This is a genomic window from Kurthia sp. ISK08 (assembly GCF_046159805.1).
Lineage (GTDB): Bacteria > Bacillota > Bacilli > Bacillales_A > Planococcaceae > Kurthia > Kurthia gibsonii.
In genome coordinates, this window is record NZ_JBJXHL010000002.1 from 204,351 (window position 1) to 226,843 (window position 22,493).

At 35.8% G+C, this 22,493-nt stretch carries 19 protein-coding genes and 1 tRNA gene; 11 read left to right on the forward strand and 9 right to left on the reverse strand.

Annotated elements, in window-relative coordinates:
- Positions 1-107: 107 nt before the first annotated feature.
- The 3 genes from ACKVQX_RS04605 to ACKVQX_RS04615 are packed head-to-tail and all read right to left on the reverse strand — an operon-like array spanning position 108 to position 2,603.
- A complete protein-coding gene (locus ACKVQX_RS04605) occupies positions 108-1,043 on the reverse strand; it encodes a metal ABC transporter substrate-binding protein (protein ID WP_068452150.1) in 936 nt (311 codons plus the stop codon).
- Positions 1,040-1,882: a metal ABC transporter permease gene (locus ACKVQX_RS04610; RefSeq protein ID WP_325943280.1), complete on the reverse strand. Its 843-nt coding sequence runs from the start codon at positions 1,880-1,882 to the stop codon at positions 1,040-1,042. The genes ACKVQX_RS04605 and ACKVQX_RS04610 overlap by 4 nt, the downstream gene beginning before the upstream one ends.
- Position 1,883: 1 nt before the next feature.
- Complete coding sequence (locus ACKVQX_RS04615) at positions 1,884-2,603, reverse strand: metal ABC transporter ATP-binding protein (protein ID WP_325943281.1); 720 nt, start codon at positions 2,601-2,603, stop codon at positions 1,884-1,886.
- Positions 2,604-2,955: 352 nt separating this feature from the next.
- On the opposite strand from ACKVQX_RS04615, the gene ACKVQX_RS04620 reads away from it, so the two are divergent.
- A complete protein-coding gene (locus ACKVQX_RS04620; protein ID WP_087680369.1) occupies positions 2,956-3,933 on the forward strand; it encodes a proline dehydrogenase family protein in 978 nt (325 codons plus the stop codon).
- A gap of 177 nt (positions 3,934-4,110) precedes the next feature.
- Here the strand turns inward: ACKVQX_RS04620 and ACKVQX_RS04625 are convergent, their stop codons facing one another.
- Positions 4,111-5,439, reverse strand: coding sequence for a helix-turn-helix domain-containing protein (locus ACKVQX_RS04625; RefSeq protein WP_068452161.1), 1,329 nt, complete (start codon positions 5,437-5,439; stop codon positions 4,111-4,113).
- 181 nt (positions 5,440-5,620) lie between these two features.
- Here ACKVQX_RS04625 and pruA point away from each other — a divergent pair, with 181 nt between their 5' ends.
- Both pruA and ACKVQX_RS04635 read left to right on the forward strand, forming a co-directional pair.
- Positions 5,621-7,165 (forward strand): L-glutamate gamma-semialdehyde dehydrogenase, encoded by a 1,545-nt coding sequence (gene pruA, locus ACKVQX_RS04630; protein ID WP_068452163.1) that lies wholly within the window; start codon positions 5,621-5,623, stop codon positions 7,163-7,165.
- 164 nt (positions 7,166-7,329) lie between these two features.
- Positions 7,330-7,632 (forward strand): antibiotic biosynthesis monooxygenase, encoded by a 303-nt coding sequence (locus tag ACKVQX_RS04635; RefSeq protein WP_068452166.1) that lies wholly within the window; start codon positions 7,330-7,332, stop codon positions 7,630-7,632.
- A 104-nt stretch (positions 7,633-7,736) separates the two neighbouring features.
- On the opposite strand, the gene ACKVQX_RS04640 is transcribed toward ACKVQX_RS04635, so the two are convergent.
- From ACKVQX_RS04640 to ACKVQX_RS04650, 3 genes are all read right to left on the reverse strand, one after another.
- Positions 7,737-8,462 (reverse strand): 3-ketoacyl-ACP reductase, encoded by a 726-nt coding sequence (locus tag ACKVQX_RS04640; RefSeq protein WP_068452169.1) that lies wholly within the window; start codon positions 8,460-8,462, stop codon positions 7,737-7,739.
- A 171-nt stretch (positions 8,463-8,633) separates the two neighbouring features.
- A complete protein-coding gene (locus tag ACKVQX_RS04645; protein WP_325943282.1) occupies positions 8,634-9,806 on the reverse strand; it encodes an aminotransferase in 1,173 nt (390 codons plus the stop codon).
- Positions 9,806-10,306: an Lrp/AsnC family transcriptional regulator gene (locus ACKVQX_RS04650; RefSeq protein WP_087680366.1), complete on the reverse strand. Its 501-nt coding sequence runs from the start codon at positions 10,304-10,306 to the stop codon at positions 9,806-9,808. The genes ACKVQX_RS04645 and ACKVQX_RS04650 overlap by 1 nt, the downstream gene beginning before the upstream one ends.
- Positions 10,307-10,847: 541 nt before the next feature.
- On the opposite strand from ACKVQX_RS04650, the gene mqo reads away from it, so the two are divergent.
- The gene (gene mqo, locus ACKVQX_RS04655; protein WP_325943283.1) at positions 10,848-12,326 is read left to right on the forward strand and encodes a malate dehydrogenase (quinone); all 1,479 of its coding nucleotides are present in this window, start codon (positions 10,848-10,850) and stop codon (positions 12,324-12,326) included.
- Positions 12,327-12,367: 41 nt separating this feature from the next.
- On the opposite strand, the gene ACKVQX_RS04660 is transcribed toward mqo, so the two are convergent.
- Positions 12,368-13,657, reverse strand: coding sequence for a globin-coupled sensor protein (locus tag ACKVQX_RS04660; RefSeq protein ID WP_068452181.1), 1,290 nt, complete (start codon positions 13,655-13,657; stop codon positions 12,368-12,370).
- A gap of 403 nt (positions 13,658-14,060) precedes the next feature.
- Between ACKVQX_RS04660 and sstT the strand changes: the two genes are divergently transcribed.
- Positions 14,061-15,266, forward strand: coding sequence for a serine/threonine transporter SstT (gene sstT, locus ACKVQX_RS04665; protein ID WP_325943284.1), 1,206 nt, complete (start codon positions 14,061-14,063; stop codon positions 15,264-15,266).
- Between the two features lie 56 nt (positions 15,267-15,322).
- Positions 15,323-15,396, forward strand: a tRNA-Arg gene (locus tag ACKVQX_RS04670).
- A gap of 156 nt (positions 15,397-15,552) precedes the next feature.
- Here the strand turns inward: ACKVQX_RS04670 and ACKVQX_RS04675 are convergent.
- Positions 15,553-16,086 (reverse strand): recombinase family protein, encoded by a 534-nt coding sequence (locus tag ACKVQX_RS04675; RefSeq protein WP_068452187.1) that lies wholly within the window; start codon positions 16,084-16,086, stop codon positions 15,553-15,555.
- A 99-nt stretch (positions 16,087-16,185) separates the two neighbouring features.
- Here ACKVQX_RS04675 and ACKVQX_RS04680 point away from each other — a divergent pair, with 99 nt between their 5' ends.
- The 5 genes from ACKVQX_RS04680 (at position 16,186) to ACKVQX_RS04700 (ending at position 22,443) form a co-directional block, all read left to right on the forward strand.
- Positions 16,186-17,604 carry a SulP family inorganic anion transporter gene (locus ACKVQX_RS04680; RefSeq protein ID WP_325943285.1) on the forward strand — a complete coding sequence of 473 codons (1,419 nt, stop codon included), beginning with the start codon at positions 16,186-16,188 and terminating at the stop codon, positions 17,602-17,604.
- Between the two features lie 65 nt (positions 17,605-17,669).
- Positions 17,670-18,710, forward strand: coding sequence for an AbrB family transcriptional regulator (locus ACKVQX_RS04685; RefSeq protein WP_068452193.1), 1,041 nt, complete (start codon positions 17,670-17,672; stop codon positions 18,708-18,710).
- 690 nt (positions 18,711-19,400) lie between these two features.
- A complete protein-coding gene (locus tag ACKVQX_RS04690) occupies positions 19,401-19,826 on the forward strand; it encodes a DUF1641 domain-containing protein (protein WP_068452196.1) in 426 nt (141 codons plus the stop codon).
- Between the two features lie 37 nt (positions 19,827-19,863).
- A complete protein-coding gene (locus ACKVQX_RS04695; protein WP_068452199.1) occupies positions 19,864-21,057 on the forward strand; it encodes an NAD(P)/FAD-dependent oxidoreductase in 1,194 nt (397 codons plus the stop codon).
- Between the two features lie 387 nt (positions 21,058-21,444).
- Entirely contained in the window at positions 21,445-22,443 is a 999-nt protein-coding gene (locus tag ACKVQX_RS04700; RefSeq protein WP_068452203.1) for a lipopolysaccharide assembly protein LapB, read from the forward strand.
- Positions 22,444-22,493 lie beyond the last annotated feature (50 nt).

Consider the following 22,493-nt stretch of genomic DNA (forward strand, 5'->3'; position numbering starts at 1 on the left):
CCCGTCGTAATGACTTCACAATCGTTTATTTCCTGGGGAATATTATGATGTTAATAAATAGTTAATAAATAAAAACAGCGAGAATTATCTCGCTGCTTTAAAAAGTGTTATTTTTTCATTAAGCCATCATAAATTTGGTCGAAATTCCATTTCATCATGTTGTAGTAACTATCGCCATGATCGCCTTTTTCAGAAATAGAGTCTGTAAAGATTTTTGCATGAATTGGAATACCTGTTTCTTTTGAAATGGTCTTCATTGGGCGATCATCTACGCTACTTTCAACGAATAGGGCAGGTACTTTTGATTTGCGTAATTGATCAACTAAATTTTTAATTTGATCTGGTGTACCTTCTTCTTCTGTATTGATTTCCCAGATGTAAGCTGAAGGAATTTGATATGCAAGAGAGAAGTATTTAAAACTACCTTCACTTGTGACAACCATACGCTTGTCTTTTGGAATCTTACTAAATTTTTCTTTCGCTTCTTGGTGTAATTTCATTAGTTTTTGCGTATAATCTGCAGCGTTTTTAGCATAATAGTCTTTATTATCCTTATCTAATAACACTAATTTTTGTGTAATGTTATTCACGTAAATCATACCGTTTTCAAGACTTAACCATGCATGCGGATCTTCTTTACCATCTGCATTTTTACCTTCTAAATAAAGAGGTTCAACACCTTCTGATACAGCAAAGTAATCGCGGTTTTCTTTCTTATTTGCATTGTTCATCAGTTTTGTGAACCATGCGTCACCACCTGTTTCAAGGTTTAAACCGTTATAAAGAATTAAGTCAGCATCCGTTGCTTTTTTAATATCTTCTGGTAATACTTCATAGTCATGTGGGTCTTTTCCGACAGGTACAATACTATGTACATCGACTTTATCACCTGCAATTTCTTTCGTCATATCATATAGAATCGAGTTTGTAACAACAACTTGTTTACGATCTGTCTCTGTTTTTTTTGCTTCGCCATTACCACACGCAGCAAGAGCGATGGATAGAATCAATATAAGACTCATCCAAATGGTTGATTTTTTCATGAACGAAGAACCTTCTTTCTTAAATGAATTTGTTTTGGTGATACTAAAAAGCTAATTAAAAAGATACTAGTAGCGGTTAGAACAATTGTCGAACCAACTGCTAAATTGAATGAGTAACCAATGAATAAGCCGATTACTGAAGCGAGCGCTCCGAAAAAGGCGGATAAGAAAATCATGTTACGTAAACTCTTTGTATAGAGGTAAGCAGTAGCAGCAGGTGTTATGAGTAGAGCTACGATTAAAATGGTTCCGACACTTTGCATCGCTGTAACAGATACAACAGTTAAAAGTGCCATTAATAAATAGTGATAGGCATTGACGCGCACACCGAATGCTTTCGCCATATTTGGGTCGAAAGAGGTGAGTAGTAATGGCTTGAAAAACAGCCATACAATGCTAAGTACAATCGCAGCAATACCAATAGTTAACCACTTATCAACATCTTGAACAGCTAAAACATTCCCAAATAAGATGTGGAATAAATCTGTTGAACTGTTCGCAAACCCGATTAAAATAACACCTAGTGCTAGGAACGAACTAAAGGTGATTCCAATCGCTGTATCGCCCTTTATTTTACTATTGTTCGAAATGAAGGTGATAATGATTGATGCGAAAAGACCGAATAAAATAGCGCCAATAAAGAAATTGATACTAAAGATATACGAAATGGCGACACCGGGAAGTACTGCGTGTGAAATAGCGTCACCCATAAGAGACATTCCGCGTAAAATAATAAAGCAACCAACGACACCAGCGACGACACCAATTACAATCGATGTGACCAGTGCATTTTGTAAAAACTCATAATTAGTTAGTCCATCAATAAAGTTTGAGAACATGTTATAACACCCCTAATCCAAGTGCAGCACCATATGTTTTAGCAAGCTGTTCTTTTGTAAATGTTTCTTTTGTGGGACCTTTAGCAATAAGATGTTGATCCATCATAAGAATTTCATCAAAATAATCATCAACTTTACTTAAGTCATGATGCACAATTAGAATCATTTTTCCCTCATCGCGCAGTTCACGAAGTAAAGACATGATGACTTGTTCACTTGTCGCATCAATTCCTACAAACGGTTCATCTAGAAAGATGAATTTTGCTTGTTGTACAAGTGTTCGAGCGATTAATACGCGCTGGAATTGACCACCAGATAACTCACCAATTTGATTGTTTTTGTAAGACAACATATTTACTTTTTCTAAAGCGGCATCGACTTGTTCCCACTGTGTTTTCGAGATTTTTTTAAACCAACTCATTTTAGGGTAGAGACCTAAAGAGACACATTCGCGTACGGTAATAGGAAATGTATCATCAATCGCACTTTTTTGTTCAACGTAAGCAATTTCTCGTTGTATTTTACTGAATGGCTGTTGATTGAATAAGACAGTTCCTTTACTCGATACTAATTTTAAAATACCTTTGATTAATGTTGATTTGCCTGCACCATTGGGACCAAGTATCCCGATGAGTGCAGGTTTTTTAATTTCAAATGATACGTCTTCAACAGCTGGACGATTACCACCATAAGAGACGGTTAAGTTTTGAACAGTTAACACTTTCCCACAACCCTTTCTTTTTCTTGTATAAAATAATATTCACCTTAACTAAAAATGTTTCCTTAAAGAAACTTTAATCATATGATACAGGTTCTCATTTAATTTGTAAATAGATATACTACATCGAGTAAATTGTTTTTTCAGAAAAATAATAGATTGCATGAAGTAAGAGCGTAAAAAAGCGTTTACAAAGAAAAAAATTTGTTGTCTTTGAAAGCTAGGTGTATCAAGGATTTTAGAATATTTTTTTTCTTTTTCTTTTTTTAAAAATAAAAATTGTTCTTTTAATTTCGAAAAATATAGTGTTATAATCTCGTTGCAAACAAATTTAGGGTGTTAGGGAGGAATTTTCATGGCATTACGTGATGTATTTATGTATTTATCTGAAAATCAAGTATTAAACGGAATGGCTCAAAAATATGGTTTACGTATGGGGGCGCAAAGTGTTGTAGCAGGTACAACAATTCCAGAAGTAGTTAAAACAATTAAAGAATTAAACAAGGCGAATATTTCATGTACAGTAGATAATTTAGGGGAATTTGTATTTGAAAAATCAGCTGCAACAGAAGCAAAAGAGAATATCTTAAAAGTGATTCAAGCGATTCATGATGAAAACTTAGATGCGCATATCTCACTAAAACCATCTCAATTAGGTCAAGATATCGATGTTGATTTCTGCTATGAAAACTTAAGAGAAGTTGTAGCCTTAGCACATCAATATGGTATTTTCGTAAACTTCGATATGGAAAACTATGCACGTCTTCAAAGCTCATTCAGCTTACTTGAAGAACTACACAAAGAATATGACAATGTAGGTACTGTAATTCAAGCGTACTTCTTCGAATCAGAAGCAAACATTGAAAAATATAAGAATTTCCGATTACGTATTGTAAAAGGTGCGTACAAAGAGAGTCCAGAAGTAGCATATCAATCAAAAGAAGATATCGATCAAAACTATTTACGTCTAATCGAGCAGCATTTATTAAATGGCAAGTTCACATCGATTGCGACACACGATCATAACGTAATCAATCATGTGAAAAAATTCGTAAAAGACAACAATATTCCAAATAGCAAGTTCGAGTTCCAAATGTTATACGGCTTCCGTAAAGAAATGCAATACGATTTAGCACGTGAAGGCTATAATTTCTGCACATATTTACCATTCGGTAATGACTGGTATGGATATTTCATGCGTCGTTTAGCAGAACGTCCACAAAATATGGCACTTGTAACGAAACAAGTATTCAATAAAAAGACAAATACAGTTCTTGCAGTTGGTGCAGCAACATTCTTACTAGGCCGCTTATCAAAAAAATCGAAAAAGTAATCAAAAAAGGAGTCGCACATGATGGCGGCTCCTTTTTGTATGCAATTTTTTAGGTGAGTGACCTATTTCCGCTCTCGAATGTCCCATTTCGATCAACGAATGCCCCGTTTTGCTGTACGAATGTTCGAATTCACATGAAACTAGTCAATTGAAGTCTTCTTATTACTCAAAACCTTATTACTTCACAAACTGTTTTGCGTCAATTTGAAAATTTTTCATGCGATATTGGAGGCTTTGGCGACGAATGCCAAGTGCTTCGGCTGTTTTAGAAATATTCCCATCATGCATTTCGAGTGCTTTTGTAATGTAATATGCCTCAACTTCTTTCATGTAGTGGTCGAGGGGGCGAAGGTCGTTCGAGTTTTCAATAATAAATAACTCACTTGAATTTTGTTCTTCTGTCGGTAAGCTATTTTGAATTTTCCACTTGAAATGAGGTGGGAGTAAGTTTACATCAATGACGGTTTCAGTTGTAATGATGTTCGTCATTTCATCAAGAAGAACTTCAAGCTCTTTTAAATTACCAGGCCAATCATAATTTAAAAATAATTCCGTTACTTCAGGAGAGAGTGCCTCGATTGATGAACCGTATTGATCGCGATGACGCTGGAAATAATCGTTAATGAAAGGCATAATATCTTCTTTTCGCTCGCGTAGCGGCGGAATATAGATTGTAATTGATGAAAAAAGACGATACAGGTTTTTAGAAAGTGCCTGTTCCTGAATTAAATCAATGGGATCTTTACCAACACTCGCAATCATCATATGTCCATGATGTGGATGTTGTTCAAATAAAGCTACAATTTTTTCCTGTGCCTCAATAGATAAATATTCAATGCGCTCAGCGAAGAACGTAATTTGTTCTTCTTTTGCGATATATTTTTCAAACTGTTTTAAAATCGTTTCTTCATCGCGACGACAAATCATCGTAACAAAAGCTTGGTTTGGTTGCTGTAAATCATGATGAATACCTTCCGCAATCATATCAATTCCTGTTCCAGATTCGCCAATGAGTAGAACAGGCATCTTACTTAGTGCTACGATTTTCGCTTTTTGAATGACATCTTTCATGACAGCAGAAACCGCTGTAATAATATCAAATGTTAGTGGAGCACCGTACCTTCGAAGAGGACGGTACATCATAAATTCGAGTTGTGTAATATCGCGTGCGAATTCTACTGCTCCGATTAATTCTTGTTGTTCATGTAGGGGATAGATGTTGCTAATATATGTGACTTCTTGATTTTTCTTATTCCAAAACGTCTTTTTATGGTTGATTAATGGTTTTTCGGATTGTAGTACATGATAAATTTCACTTTGTTCATTTTCAAAATCGATAATTTCATGGGCGCGATAGTTTTCAAAGTCAATCGTATCGATGCCTTCAAGCTCACGCATCTTTTGATTATAGATGATGAGGTTTCCTTCTACATCTACAACACGGATTCCTGTATCGCCTTGTTCGATAATGTATTGATAGATATGTAATAGTTTTTGCTTTTCCATATGTTCCTCCTGTACCGCGCTTCTTCCCTTTATTTTACCATCAGTTTAAAAATTTTGAGGGAATTTTAAAAAATTTAGAAAATTCCTATTGATTAATGCTAAATAATATTGCATTATATACTTAGTTGAGAAATTTATGTGCAAAATAATTTGGCACTTCAAAAACAAGGGGGAAATATACATGATTCCATACAAACACGAACCATTTACAGATTTTTCGAAAGAAGAGAATAAAGCAGCGTACTTAGAAGGATTAGCAACAGTAGAAGGTTACTTAGGTCAAGCATATCCACTCATTATTGGTGGCGAACGTGTAACGACTGAAGATCAAATCACTTCTTACAATCCAGCAAAGAAAACAGAAGTAATTGGTACAGTTTCAAAAGCAACGAAAGATTTAGCTGAAAAAGCGATGCAAGTAGCAGATGAAACATTCAAAATGTGGAGTCAAGTAGAACCAGAAATTCGTGCAGATGTATTATTCAAAGCGGCATCAATTATTCGTCGTCGTAAATTTGAATTCTCAGCACTATTAACACTTGAAGCAGGTAAGCCGTGGAATGAAGCAGATGCAGATACAGCAGAAGCAATCGACTTCTTAGAGTATTATGCACGCCAAATGCTTCGTTTAAAAGACGGTCAAAAAGTAGAGAGCCGCGTGGGCGAATACAACCGTTACGACTACATTCCTCTAGGGGTAGGGATTGTAATCTCACCATGGAACTTCCCGTTCGCAATCATGGCTGGTACAACAGTGGCAGCAGTTGTAACCGGTAACACAGTATTATTAAAGCCAGCTTCTACAACACCAGTAGTTGCTTATAAATTTATCGAAGTATTAGAAGAAGCAGGTCTTCCAGCAGGCGTTGTGAACTATGTACCAGGTTCTGGCGCAGAAGTAGGTGACTACTTAGTTGACCACCCACGCACACGCTTCGTATCATTCACAGGTTCACGTGATGTAGGTTTACGTATTAACCAACGTGCTTCAGTACTAAATGAAGGACAAATTTGGATGAAACGTGTTATCGCTGAAATGGGCGGTAAAGATACAATTGTTGTCGATAAAGAGGCAGATTTAGAATTAGCAGCGCAATCAATTGTGAAATCAGCATTCGGCTTCTCAGGTCAAAAATGTTCAGCATGTTCTCGTGCAGTCATCGTAGAAGATGTGTACGATGAAGTAGTAGAGCGTGTAGAAGAATTAACAAAAGAATTAACAATTGGTGATCCAACAAACCCAGATAACTTCATGGCAACAGTAATTGATGAAGCGGCGTTTAAAAAGATTACTTCATATATCGAAATTGGTAAAACAGAAGGTAAATTATTAGTAGGTGGAACAGCAGACGATTCAGTTGGTTACTTTGTACACCCAACAGTATTTGCAGATGTAGCGCCAAGTGCACGTATTATGAAAGAAGAAATCTTCGGACCAGTAGTAGCGATTGCAAAAGCAAAAGACTTTGATGAAGCAATTCAAATTGCGAACGATACAGAGTACGGTTTAACAGGTGCAGTTATTACGAAAAACCGTTTAAATCAAGAAAAAGCACGTAAAGAATTCCATGTCGGAAACCTTTACTTCAACCGCGGTTGTACAGGTGCGATTGTAGGTTACCAACCATTCGGTGGTTTCAATATGTCAGGTACAGACTCAAAAGCAGGCGGACCAGATTACTTACAATTACACATGCAAGCAAAAACAACTTCAGAAATGTTCTAATCATGTAACTAGCATCGTATTTTTATGATGCTAGTTTCTTGTATATATAATAGGAAGAAACTCAAATTAATCATCTTTAAATAATAATGATAATCATTTTCATTGACAGTCATTCAATTTATTTAGTAAGATAAAGATAATTGGAAAAGAAGGGAAGATTACATATGATTGTACAATTACGTCGCTTTACAGTAACAGAAGGAAATGGCCATCTTGTAGTTGAAAAATTTAAGCAGGGTGGGGGATTAGTGGAGCAACAACCTGGCTTTATTGATAAAACTGTTCTTCAAAAGAAAGTACGTCGTGGTGAAGAAGAAGTCATCATGATGGTACGTTGGGAGTCAGAAGAAGCATGGAAAGCGTGGGAGAAAAGTCCAGAACATATTGCAGGGCATCGCAATAATCGTGGTAAAGAAAAGCCAGAGTATATTGTGAACGTAGACGTTTCGATGTATGAAGTAAAATAAAGTACATAAAAAACAAGCTGGGACAAGACATTTCACTAGCGTTTGTAACAAAAAACTGGAACCGCACCACAGCGCGATTCCAGCTTTTTTATGTTCAAGAGATTTTAGTATGGATTTGTACCTAAAATTGTTGCTTGTTTTACATAAATACGGTTTGGTAATGTTAATTGGTTAACAATTACTTCTGCAAAGTCTTCAGGATGCATCATGCGATCTACTTTTGACTCATCAATTAAACCAGATTCGCGTGCTAATTCTGTTACAACCGTACTTGGTGCAAGCGCTGTAACACGAATGTTATTACGGCGTACTTCTTGAGCTAATGACTCAGTTAAGCCGATAATACCGAATTTAGCAGCTGAATAAGCAGTAGATGTTGCAGCGCCGTTTAGACCATTTGTAGACGAGATATTAATAATATCGCCTTCATTTTTCTCGATTAATTGTGGTAATACTGCATGTGTTACATGGTACGTACCGAAAATGCCTGTATCAACAATTTTCTTCCACATTAATGGATCTTGGTCTAACAGTGTACCGAACTCACCAATTCCTGCATTGTTAATTAGAATATCTGCTTTACCTGTTTGTTTTGTTAGTGAATCAATTGCTGCATCGACTTCTTCTAAATTTGTCACATCTGCAGTTACAAAAGCAGCTTTACCACCATCAGCGATGATTTTTTCAGCTACCTCTTTCACTTGTTGTTCTGTACGAGCAAGTAGCCCAACTGTTACACCTTGTTTTGCTAATGCTTCTGCTACAGCACGACCAATACCTCGTCCTGCTCCTGTAATGAATGCTACTTTACCTTCTAATGATTGTGGCAAATTTATCAATCCTTTCGATTCTGTTCTACATTTAGTAGTATATGCTTTTTTGGAAATAGAAAAAAGAAATATGCTTATGAATTGGCATGAAATACACCATTAATCCATACCCGAATTCAATATGACTACACAAAAAATCGGAACCATATGTGTATATGATTCCAATCATGCTTATTTAAAGTTTTGAATAAAACGTTCGATTCGTTTTAAAGCCTCTTGTAATTGTTCAAGTGAAGCAGCATATGAACAACGAATATGACCTTCGCCACTTTCACCAAAAACATCACCTGGTACAACAGCTACTTTTTCTTGTTGTAAAAGTTGTGCAGCGAACTCCTGTGATGTTAGTCCAGTGGATTTAATCGAAGGGAATGCATAGAATGCACCGCCTGGGTTATGGCATGAAAGCCCCATATCATTGAAAGATTGGACGATGAAATTACGACGGCGACGATAGCTTTTTACCATCTTTTCAACTTCTGAACGACCATTTTTCAACGCTTCGATAGCTGCATATTGTGACATCGTAGAAGCACACATTAATTGATATTGGAAGATTTTTAGCATTGCTTCAGCAATTGGTTCAGGCGCGCAAACAAAACCTAAACGCCATCCTGTCATTGCAAAGCCTTTAGAAAATCCGGATACTAAGATCGTACGCTCATGCATTCCAGGAATGGCTGCCATACTTGTGTACCCTTCATCATAAGCGAGTTCAGCGTAAATTTCATCGGCGATAATTAGTACATCGTGTTCAATCGCAAACTGTGCAATGGCTTCAAGCTCAGTTTTATTTAACATTGTACCTGTTGGGTTATTAGGAGAGCATAACATAATGGCTTTTGTACGCTCAGAAACGACTGCTTCTAATTGACTCGGTAAGATTTTAAAATCATGTTCTTTTGTTGCTTGAACTGTGATGGCTTTACCACCAGCAAGTTCGACCATTGGAACATAAGATACGAAACATGGCTCAACAACAATGACTTCGTCTCCTGGATCTAAAATGGTACGCATCGCAATATCAATTGCGGAGCTTGCGCCAACTGTAACGATAATTTCATTCTGAGGATGATATGAAACATCAAATTCTTTCTCCATATAATGTGCAATTTCTTGACGTAATTCAAATAGCCCGGCATTTGGAGTATAGGCTGTGTAACCCATCTCAAGCGAGCGAATGGCTTCTTCACGCACATGCCAAGGCGTAACAAAATCAGGTTCACCTACACCGAGTGAGATGACACCTTCCATACTTGCTGCAAGGTCAAAAAAACGGCGAATACCTGATGGCTTAAGTTCATTCACCATTTTCGATACGTAAGATTTTTTAGTTAATGTCATTAAGGTGACACCACGATTCGTTGATCTTCTTTACCCGTTTCTAAAACAGTGCCATCATGTTTATATTTTTTTAGGATAAAGTGTGTTGTTGTTGAAATAACAGAATCAAGTGTTGAAAGTTTCTGTGAAACAAAGTTTGCAACTTCGTTCATTGATTTACCTTCCACAATAACAGATAAATCATAGACACCTGACATAAGATAAACCGATTGAACTTGGTCAAAACGATAAATACGTTCTGCGATATCATCGAAACCCACACCTTGTTTTGGTGTTACTTTCACATCAATCATTGCACGCACACCAGGATGTTCCTCAACCTTTGTCCAGTCAACAAGTGAGATGTAGCGAACAAGGATTTTTTCGTCTTCTAATTGCTTGACAATTGCTGTTGTTTCTTCTAAAGATAACCCCACCATTTTTGCCACATCTTCTAAAGGCATACGTGCATCTTTTTCTAAAATTTCAATAATCTCAATCTGTTGAGCATTTAGTTTCATATAAAATCTCCTCATGTGTAACATTTATTTTTTCTTATTATAATACAAGAAAAGCTTATAGGAACATAAAAAATAGAAATTTTCTAAAATTAGTCTATCTGTTATAGAGCAGTGGTAATTTGTTGGAAAATAAGACGTTATACCTATGTGAATTTATATCGTTATATAACTTTAATTGCTACATTTCATAATAAATTTAAGTGAAAAAACAAGGTCATTGAACAAACTTGATGAACAGTCATTCAAAAAATGAATGTCTATTCTTCGCTTTTTATCACATTTTTTCCATTATATATTCACAATTTATGTTAGTTAAATGGTAAAAAAATCTATGTTATGTATGTTTTTTGTTGATTCTTGTTCACAGAATTATCACTTGTTTCGGTCTAGTGTTATTCTAAAAATAATTGTGATACACTAGGAAAAGGATATTTTTGATATTGAAAATTGTATGCAATGTAGTAAGTATGTAATTTGTTAAGACCCTTTGTGTTAGCGCATACATTTTTTCGGCAAAATTTAGTATATAAGGATGGTAAGCATGAGTAACAAACAAACTTCGACTGACGTTATTTTAGTTGGTGCTGGTATCATGAGTGCAACTCTCGGTACAATTTTAAAAGAATTAGCACCAGACTGGAACATTAAAGTATTTGAGAAACTTGATAAACCAGGCCTTGAGAGTTCGAATGAATGGAATAATGCGGGTACAGGTCACTCGGCATTATGTGAGTTAAACTACACGCCTGAAAAAAATGGTGTTGTTGAAACTTCTAAAGCAGTCAACGTAAATGAACAATTCCAAGTGTCACGTCAATTTTGGTCTTATTTAGTGGAAAATGGTCATATCCAAAAACCAGAAGAATTCATTAAACCAATTCCACACTTAAGTATGGTACAAGGCGAAGATAATGTAGCATTCCTTAAAAAGCGTTTTGAAGCACTGTCAAAAATCCATTTATTCGATGGAATGGAATACTCAGAAGATCAAGAAACATTAAAACAATGGATTCCATTAATCATGAATGGTCGTACAAGTAGCGAGCCAATCGCTGCAACACGTATTGAATCAGGTACAGATGTTAACTTCGGTTCATTAACACGTATTTTAATGTCTAGTCTTGAAGAACAAGATGGTGTAGAAGCAACTTATAATGCTTCAGTTGAAAACATTAAACAAAATGCTGACGGTCGTTGGGAAGTAAAAGTGAAAACAGCTGATGGTAAAATCATTACGCAAACAGCGAAGTTTGTATTCTTAGGTGCTGGTGGCGGTAGCTTACACTTATTACAAAAAACAGGTATTCCTGAAAGTAAACACATCGGTGGTTTCCCTGTAAGTGGTCTTTGGTTAGTATGTAATAACCAAGAAGTAGCAGATCAACATCACGGTAAAGTGTACAGTACAGCTGAAGTAGGTGCTCCTCCAATGTCAGTACCTCACTTAGATACACGCTATATCGATGGTAAAAAAGCTTTATTATTTGGACCGTTCGCAGGATTCTCTCCAAAATTCTTAAAAACAGGTTCAAACTTAGACTTATTCACATCAATTAAGCCGAATAACATTTTCACGTTACTTGCATGTGGTGCAAAAGAAATGGGCTTAACAAAATACTTAATTCAACAATTAATGTTAAATAAAAAACAACGTGTGGAAGAATTACGTAAATTCGTTCCACAAGCAAAAGATGAAGAGTGGGAAATCGTTATCGCTGGTCAACGTGTTCAAGTAATCAAAGACACAGACAAGGGTAAAGGTACACTACAATTCGGTACAGAAGTAATCACTGGCGCAAATGGTTCAGTAGCAGCTTTATTAGGTGCTTCACCAGGTGCTTCTACAGCTGTACAAGTTATGCTAGATGTAATTAACAAATGTTTCCCAGAAAAAATGAACGAATGGGAACCAAAAATTAAAGAGATGATTCCTTCATACGGTAAACAATTAGTGGAAGATGAAGCTCTATTCAAAGAATTACATGCATCAACTACAAAATCTTTAAAATTAGAAGACTAAAAAAACGAGGTATCGCGATTAAGCGGTACCTCATTTTTATTTTAAAATGCATGAATCGTATCATTTAGTTCTTTCGCTGAATTTCGTAGTTCGCTTGAAGTGGAAGACATGGAAGAAATACCGCTTGCTAATTCACTTACTTGTTCGCCAACTTCCTTAATATCACCAATCGTTTTTGTAATATTACTTGAAATATCATCAAAGGATTCTTTGAGCACTTCATTTTGTTCTGTACCTTGGATTACAAGTTGTTGGATTTGATGAATCACTTCCACAACTTCACTTGTTACTTCATTGGATTCTTCTATTAAGAGAGCAATTTGCTCAACAGATGTTTTTGTTTGATCGGCTAATTTACGTACTTCTTCAGCAACAACTGCAAAACCTTTTCCATGTTCTCCAGCACGCGCAGCTTCAATTGCAGAGTTAAGTGCTAGTAAATTCGTTTGGTTTGCAATTGATTTAACCATTTCAATCACATCTTTCATTTCAGTAGAAGAATTATTCAATGCCTGAACCATCGAAGTCATTTCATTTGTCTTAACATGGATTGCCTCAGTTTGTTCACTTAGGTGCTGCATTTGTGCAAGTCCCTTATCAGATGCTTCTTTCGTATCTAAAGATTCCTTTACAGTTGTTTTCACGCTATTTTCTACACAGACAGTATGATTCATTAATTCATTTACAGCTTCTGATGTATGAGATGCTTGCGTATTTAAATGGTCAGCAACAGAGCCTAAATCTTCTCGTACTTTCCGGTTCACTTCTTCTCGCTGTTGTTCAATTAATTGATCGGAATAACGATTGTACTCTTCTAAAACGAGTTGTTGTTCAAAACTAGAGATTTTACCGAATGCATCGATTGCTTGGAACTGTTCATGTATAGGTATTGGAAGCGTTTTTATAATTTGGCGTACTTCATATTCCAATTTTTGAAAAGCACCTAAATACCATTTAGGATATAAACCAATTTTCACATGGGCATGTGCTACTTGTTTTCGTGCTTGAATATATGCCGCATCAATTTTACCAGCAAACATTTGCTCAATATGACCATAAAGTGTTTGGCTTAGTCGTTCAACTGAGCTATGATTTTGAATCATTTTAGCCAGATGCGGTGGAGTAGAAATCGCTTTATAAAAATGTTCTACAATTTTTGGCATATGCGGCAACATATAAGAATGAAGTGCCTGAACGATTTGCAAATCATGTTTTTTTAAATCAATCATATCGAGTTGTAACAGATAGTCTGAATCGGTTAATGAAATACCAACATGCTCTACATTCGTTTGCAATGTAGCTGTGGCTGCTTTTGATTTTAAGAAAAACATGGAAAACACCCCTATTTTTTATATTTGTATCTATAGTACCATTGTTGAATGTAAAAATCGTGTTTAAAATACTGTATTTATGTAATTTTTTTTAAAAAATGAATAAACATGTAGATATGTTTGTAAAAAAATACACATAAATTTAAAAGAGTATATAAATATTAGTTCAAAAGAACTTTATTTTTTCAGTTTTACACTTTTTAAATAGTGTAAAATATTTTGTTTTTACAGAATAATTAATTATGTAAAAAGAAAAAACGAAAAAAATATATTCTAATATAAAAAATAATCTATAAAACTTAAATTGTTTATGTTAAACTGTATTCTATGGGAATACATTGTGTTTTCTCAGGTGGAAAAATGAATTTATTATTTATATTTGTATAATTTTGGAGGAAAAAATATGGGGAATTTATTTCAAAAGTGGAGTGATACAAGTCTTGTTCTACGTATCGTTATGGGGATCATCCTCGGTGCAGTTTTAGCAGTTGCCTTCCCAAGTGCAACTTGGTTAGCGATGCTTGGTACATTGTTTGTAGGTGCATTAAAAGCAGTAGCACCAATTTTAGTTTTTGTATTAGTTATTAATGCATTGACAAGCCATGTAAGTGGACAAAAAACAAATATGAAGGGCATCGTGTTCTTATATTTATTTGCAACATTCATTGCAGGAGCAGTCGGTGTAATTGCCGCTAAATTATTCCCTGTTAAATTAACATTTAAAGAAGTGGAAGCAGATTTGCAGCCACCTGAGAATGTATGGGGTGTTATGGAGACGCTTTTAAATAATATCGTATCGAATCCAGTAGACGCATTAATCAATGCAAATTACATAGGTATTCTTGCATGGGCAATTGTTTTAGGGTTAGCGTTAAAAGCGGCAAGCAGTACAACAAAAACAGTAATCACGAACTTATCAGAAGCTGTTTCAAAAGTAGTTCACTGGGTAATTAACTTAGCACCATTCGGTATTATTGGGATTATGTATAATACAATCGTAACAAGTGGTTTTGGTGAATTAAAACACTATGGTACATTAATTATTATTTTAGTAGGTTCTATGTTATTAATTGCACTTGTTATCAACCCGATTATCGTTTTCGTTGTAGCACGTCGTAATCCATATCCGCTAGTATGGGCATCTTTAAGAGAGAGTGGTTTAACAGCGTTATTTACACGTAGTTCGGCAGCAAATATTCCAGTGAATATGGAGCTATGTGAAAAGCTTGGTTTAGATAAAAATACGTATGCTATGTCGATTCCTTTAGGTGCAACAATTAATATGGCTGGGGCAGCAGTTACAATCTCTGTCTTAACGATGTCAGCTGCTTATACACTAGATGTGCATGTAGATATCGCAACAGCAATCATCCTAATGGTTGTCACAGCAATTTCAGCTGCAGGTGCTTCTGGTGTACCAGGTGGTTCATTATTATTAATTCCATTAGCATGTGGTTTAATTGGTATTCCGAATGATTTAGCAGTTCAAGTAATTGGTGTGGGTTTAATTATTAGTGTTGTTCAAGATTCTTGTGAAACCGCATTAAACTCTTCATCAGATGTTGTATTTACAGCAACAGCTGAATATGCAGCAGAACGTAAAAAGTAATAGAATTACTCTTGAAAGCTTTAAAAAAGAGGCATATACTTTATCTGTTGTATACTGTCTCAGTAGCTCAGTAGGATAGAGCAACAGCCTCCTAAGCTGTAGGTCGTAGGTTCAATTCCTATCTGGGACATTTAAAAAAACAGGTTGGGACATACGTGTAAAAAACACCATCCCACATGAACATAAGAAAAACTGGAATCGTGCTGTAGCGCGGTTCCAGTTTTTCGTTGCAAACGCTAAAAAGGAAAGTGAAATGTTTTGTCTCAACCCATTTATTATGCCTATTTTATTGATCGAGTTGACGATAGAGCGTTGATTTTGAAATACCTGTTTCTTCTTTAATTTGGTGTAATGTATATTGTTTACTATAATACATTTCAATTGCACGTTGCATCTGTACATCTGACTTTTTAGGTCTCCCAATAACAGTTCCGCGTTTTTTTGCCTCTTGTAATGCGAAAGTTGAAGCATGGCGTTTAAAGATAGATTGTAATTTCGAAAAGTAACGTAAACCATCTAATAATGATTTTTTAAATAATTCTGTTGAACACATACATTCGTCCAAGAAAATAATTGTAAATTCATCTCGTTCAGCAATTTGTAGGACGTCGATTAATTGTTGTGTAGAATCTGCCAACACCTCAATGTTTTGAACATATAACTCATCCTCTGTTGTTAATTGCATGAGAAGTTCTTCAAATACCTCTCTATTTTTTGCTAAACCGTGCTTCTCTTCATGTACATCATCCAAATTTACTTGTACCAACTGTTGTGTAACGTCGTTATCACAAACAGTTGGTCTTTTATAACCATATCGCATAATAATCTCCTTCCCAAAAGTATATACTTATGAAACTTTTTTTGTTACGATTACTTCTATTGTACGCTATTTTTATTCCATATGAGAAAGGTGATTTTTTTGCAGGTTATAAAAGAACAATGGTTTTCATCTATTCGTGCTGATATTTTAGCAGGGGTTGTAGTAGGTTTAGCGCTAATTCCAGAAGCTCTAGCCTTTTCGTTCATTGTCGGTGTCGATCCGAAAGTCGCACTCTACGCTTCATTTACAATGGCTGTCATGACGGCTTTTGTCGGAGGAAGACCCGCAATGATTTCTGCAGCGACTGGAGCAATGGCGCTCATACTCGTCACGCTAATGGCGAATCACGGGTTACAATATGTACTTGCTGCAACAATTTTAACGGGTATTATACAGTTTTTTATGGGGATTTTTGGAGTTGCAAGACTAATGCGCTTCATACCTAATTCAGTCATGTTAGGATTCGTTAATGCACTAGGCATTATGATTTTCTTAGCGCAATTACCATATTTAAAGAATGGTTCAGTTGCAACTTATGCTTTTGCAATCGTTACATTGATTCTAGTTTATGTGATACCAAGATTTATTCGAATAATTCCAGCACCACTCATTGCGATTGTTATCATGACATCGCTCGCGATATTTGGGAACTTTTCATTACTGACAATTGGTGATTTAGGCACAATGCCAACAACATTACCGACATTCTTCTTACCAGATATTCCTTTGAATTTTGAAACACTCCAAATTATTTTACCGTATGCTTTAGCACTGGCAGTTGTTGGATTACTTGAATCTTTACTTACTGCACAAGTTTTAGACGGTTATACAAAAACTACGTCAAATAAAAATAAAGAATCACGCGGTCAAGGAATCGCAAATATTGTAAATGGCTTTTTCGGTGGTATGGCTGGTTGTGCTTTAATCGGTCAATCTATCATCAATGTAAAGTCAGGTGGTCGAGGTCGACTATCTACATTAACAGCAGGTGTCTTTTTATTATTTTTAATATTGGTTCTTGGTGATGTCGTCTCTAAAATTCCGATGCCTGTTTTAGTAGGAGTTATGATAATGGTGAGTTTTACGACATTTGACTTTAAAACGATTCGCTTCATACGAAAAGCACCAAAATCAGAGAGCTTCATTATGATTACAACTGTAATAGTGATTTTGGCAACGCATAATTTAGCGATTGGTGTAGGTGTGGGCGTGTTGATGAGTGCGATTCGTTTCATGGTGAAAAGCGCAACGCCGACTTTTTTACTAACAGGTGAAACATGCACAATTACAGGTCCACTCTTTTTTGCCTCAGCTGAAAAGTTAGCACCTATTGTAGAAAACTTTCAAGGAAAGAAGTTAGAATTTGATTTTTCAAATAGTCGTATTTGGGATGAAACCGCAGTGACGAAAGTTCTTGAAATAAAGAATCAATTGGAACAAGAAGGAGTACATGTCACGTTTACGGGTCTCGATTTACAAAGTCAGCAATTACTCGAACGACTTACACCGATTAAATAAATATCAACTATTTTCAGTCACGAAAGAATGTGATAACGTAAAAGTTGAAAAGAGGCGACGAGATTTTGAAACTTCAAAGAATTTTACTTACAGCAATTGTCGGCATATGTGGAGGATTACTATTTTCAAAACTTCATATACCTGTACCGTGGCTACTCGGACCATTACTCTTTGTTTTGATAGGTAATAGTTTACGTTCAGAATGGTTTTATTGGCCTAAATCGTATAAAAGTATTGGAATGGTGTTAATTGGTTATACAATCGGTCAAGCACTTACAGGAGAGGCTGTACGAGAGATTGGCAGGCAATTACCATATATGTTTGGCATGACGACTTTACTTATTTTACTTAGTGCGGGCATTGCATGGGTTGTATCAAAGAAGTCAGCAGTGAACTACCCTACAGCACTCCTAAGCAGTATTCCAGGCGGTATGACGCAAATCATTATGATGGCTGAGGAAATGAAAAGTGTGAATTTAACTGTTGTCACGGTGACACAGACAATTCGTTTATTATTTATTGTCATTGGAATGCCACTACTATTGACAACGTTTCATTTAACAACAGTCCCGACACAAACAGAGCATGTATCGGAATGGATGTCATTTGAAACAGTGCTCATTCTACTTATTTGTATATTATTAGCCTTTATAGGTAAAAAATATAAATTTCCGACTGCTTTTTTACTTGTACCAGCGCTCGTTACCGCTATTTTACAAAACATAGGCGTCGTAGGAGTGGAATTAGCGAATCCGATTTTGTCATTTGCACAACTCATGATTGGGATTAATATCGGCATGATGATGAAACCGAGGGAGTTAGAGCAAAAAGGACGGACGATTGCGCTCGCTGTAACAAGTGCAGCTGCATTATTTATTGTAGCGATGCTACTAGGTATTATTTTTGCACAAGTAAATCATTTAGATTACGCGACAGCACTTTTGAGTTTAGCGCCAGGTGGTATGGATCAAATGGGGGCAATTGCGCATGCGATTCATGCAAATTTATCAATTGTTGCGGGATATCAAGTATTTCGTGCTTTTTATATTTTATTCGTTATTCAACCGATTATTGCCTATTTTTTACGCAAACAAATTATTAAATAAAGTAAGAAAACTTTCATCTGTGTATGGAAGTTTTTTTATAGTATTTAAACACATTTTAACATTTCAGAATGTTGAGAATACAAGGTTTGTATCACTTTTTTTAATGAAAAAGGCAAGTGACATTTTTGTGTAAGCTTTATAAGATATATACATGTTTTCTTAGGGAAAAGGGTGAGAAAATCATTTAGAACGTCTAAGATTCTTTAATGATAAAATATTTTTTTAAGAATAAAAAGTGGCGTGAAAACGCATGGTTGTGAGGATTTGTGAAACTTTGAACAAAGTCATAGAATAGTTGAGCGAAAAAAAGCTTTCAGTTCTATTGGAATTCCTGAAATTGAGGTGTATAATGCAACATGGAAGCTATAAATGAAGTGAACACACTATAAAATTTAAGTTCGAAATTCTCTTTCTTTTATATGAATTTTTCTCATTTTTCAATAAAAATACGTCATATATTTTTATGATAAATCGAAAAAGGGTATTAAAGAAATATGACAGTATAGTCCTTTAGTTTATAGGTGTTTAAAAGCAATAAATATGTCTAGAAAACAGATGTTGCAGTTGCTACCATTACATGGCATCATGTAATAGTAAGATGAGAATTGTATGAATAATATGACTCTTATGTAAGTAAAACGTTCGGGAATTCCCGACAGAAGAAATAGCTATTGTAAAGGAGAATTGGATATGTCAGAACAGACTACTCAATCAGTACAACCGGCAGTAAGCCAACAACAATTAGACGTTTTAGATCAATTATTAAAACCTGAAGTACAAGAATCACTAACTCAACTAGTGGACCAATTACCAAAGTTAACAGAAATGGTAACAACTTTAACAAAAGCATATGACGTAGCACAAACTTTAGCTACTGATGATGTATTCCGCAGCGATGCTGTTGGTGCTGTAACAGAAATGGCTCAACCAGTCGTAAACTCTGCTAAATCACTTGCTGCTACTGCAATTGAAGCAAAAGATCGTGCTGCTGAAAGCAACGAAACAATCGGTTTATTCGGTATTTTAAAACTGTTAAAAGACCCACAAGTACAAGGTGTCTTCCGTTTCGCAAACGCATTCTTAGAAGTTTCAAAAGAAAACAAAGCTTCAAAATAATTTTTAAAACACTTAGTAACATGGAGGTTTAACTATAATGTCAAAAAAAATCGTCATTCTAGGTGCAGGTTATGGCGGCGTATTATCTGCATTAACGTTACGTCAATTTGCAACTAAAGAAGAAGTAGAAATCACAGTTGTGAACCAATTCCCAACTCACCAAATCATCACTGAATTACACCGTTTAGCTGGCGGTACTATTAAAGAGAAAGCGGTAGCATTCCCACTTTCTAAACTTTTCAAAGGAAAAGACATCAACATTAAAATCGCAAAAGCTGATGCATTCTCAGCTGACGACAAAACAGTTAAATTATCAACTGGCGAAACTTTAACTTATGATGTATTAGTAGTAGCTGTAGGTTCTAAAACAGGTTTCTTCGGTATCCCAGGATTAGAAGAAAACTCAATGGTTCTTAAATCAGTTGAAGATGCAAACAAAATTCGCGAGCACATCATTGGTCGTATTAAAGAATACGCAAAAACTCGCAATGAAGCAGATGCTACAATCGTAATCGGCGGCGGTGGTTTAACAGGTGTTGAGCTTGTTGGTGAAATCGTTGACCACATGACGAAAGAAGCAATTAAATACGGCGTACAACCAGCAGATTTAAAAATCAAGCTAGTTGAAGCAGGTCCAAAAATCTTACCTGTATTACCAGACGAGTTAATCGAGCGCGCAACAAAATCGCTTGAAAATCGTGGTGTAGAGTTCTTAACAGGCCTTCCTGTAACAGGTGTTGAAGGTAACGTGATCTCTCTTAAAGACGGTCAAACAATTACTGCAAACACACTTGTTTGGACTGGTGGCGTAGCTCAGTACCCAATCGTAGAAGAATCAGGTCTTGTATGTAACCGTGGTAAAGCAGTAGTAAACGACTTCCTACAATCAGAATCACATAAAGATGTATTTGTAGTAGGTGACGCTGCAGCTGCATACCCTCCAGGTGCAAACAAAGAAACGGATCGTCCATACCCTCCAACAGCTCAAAATGCTTGGCAAATGGGCGAATTAGTTGGATACAATGTATTCGCATACTTAAAAGGTAGTGAAATGAATGACTTCACTCCAGTTAACTCTGGTACATTAGCTTCTTTAGGTCGTAAAGATGCTGTAGCAACTGTCGGTGGAAGCAACACTGAATTACGTGGCTTACCAGCAACATTGATGAAAGAAGCTTCAAACATTCGTTACTTATCACACATCAAAGCATTATACGGTATCGTATACTAAGCCGAAATGAATAAAACGACTTCATGAGAATGTTCTCATGAAGTCGTTTTTTGTTGTTTCAATACATTTGTTGAGGCAAAATAAAAATGCTTTAGAGGACGTTGCTTCTCCTAAAGCACGGGTGGGGACTCAGGTATTACATCTGAGTAAAGTTTTGGGGAATAGATTCTATTTATATAGAGGGTCTATGTAAGCTCACTCAGAAGGGGAATGCCGAGTGAGCCATTGGGGTTGAACACAATCTCATTTCACCAATAAGGGAATTTCTAATAATAAAATACCCCGACGAAAACGTTGTAAACCTACCAACATGAATTGTTTCATGATTTTGCGTGTTCAGTAAAAGCACATATGATAAACTATGGAAGAATGGGGAGAGTGACGAAGTTGAAAAGAAAACAGAAGATATATCAGAACGAAAAAATCGTCATGTTTCCTGGAACGGTGGAACGACTTCTTCAACAGGGTCACGCGCATGCTGAGAAGTTTGAATATCATGAGGCTATTCAATGTTTTCAAGATATTCTTCAATACGAGGAAATGGATGAACATACGCTTCATGTGTACGCCTACTGTTTACACGAAACAAGACAATTTGAACAGGCTAGAGAAGTAGTGGAGTCTCTATTAGCACAAGGACCAAGTCAATATATTGAAACAATGGAGCTGTACTTATCAATTTGTATGGAGCTACGCGATTTTCAGCATGTACAACAGATTGTTCGTTCTTTATTGGAAGAAAATGTTGTGCCAAACTCTTCAATTGAACGTTTCACAAGTATTTATAATTTGAGTGAAAAGTTATTAAAGTTATCGCATTCGGAACAAAGTATAGAGGAAGAAGTAGCAGAGGTCGTGTTATCATTAGATGTTTTTTTACACTTACCTGTATACGAACAGCTGCATCGTCTTCAATCTTTATCAGAAATGAACGTTCGACCTTTAATAGATGAAATTCGCACAATCATTGAAACGGAAGAAGTACATCCGATTGTTCGCAGTGTGGCACTTTGCTTATTAGTAGAGCAAGAGGTGAATGGTGACTTAACAATTCGTAAGTTTGAGCAAACACTTACAGTTAATCCAATGACATTACCTACTCCAGATGAGCTGCCTGTCACACAATCTGTAAAAAAAATCGTAAATGAACGGCTAGAGAAGGAAAGTAGCACATTAGAAATGGTACAATATGTTTTGACACGTCACATTTTAGTTACTTATCCTTTTGAATGGTTTGGGGCTTCTGCTGAAAAGGTATCAGAGGGATATATTCATTATGTTCATTCTTTATTAGGACAAGAAATATCCGATGAAAGTGAAACAGATAACAAGGTGATGGAACTCATCCAACAACTTGAAAAATTTTCAGATATACCAGAAGTATGAAATCTGTTGAAACTATGTAGAACTATGATATACTAAAACAGTTGTCAAAG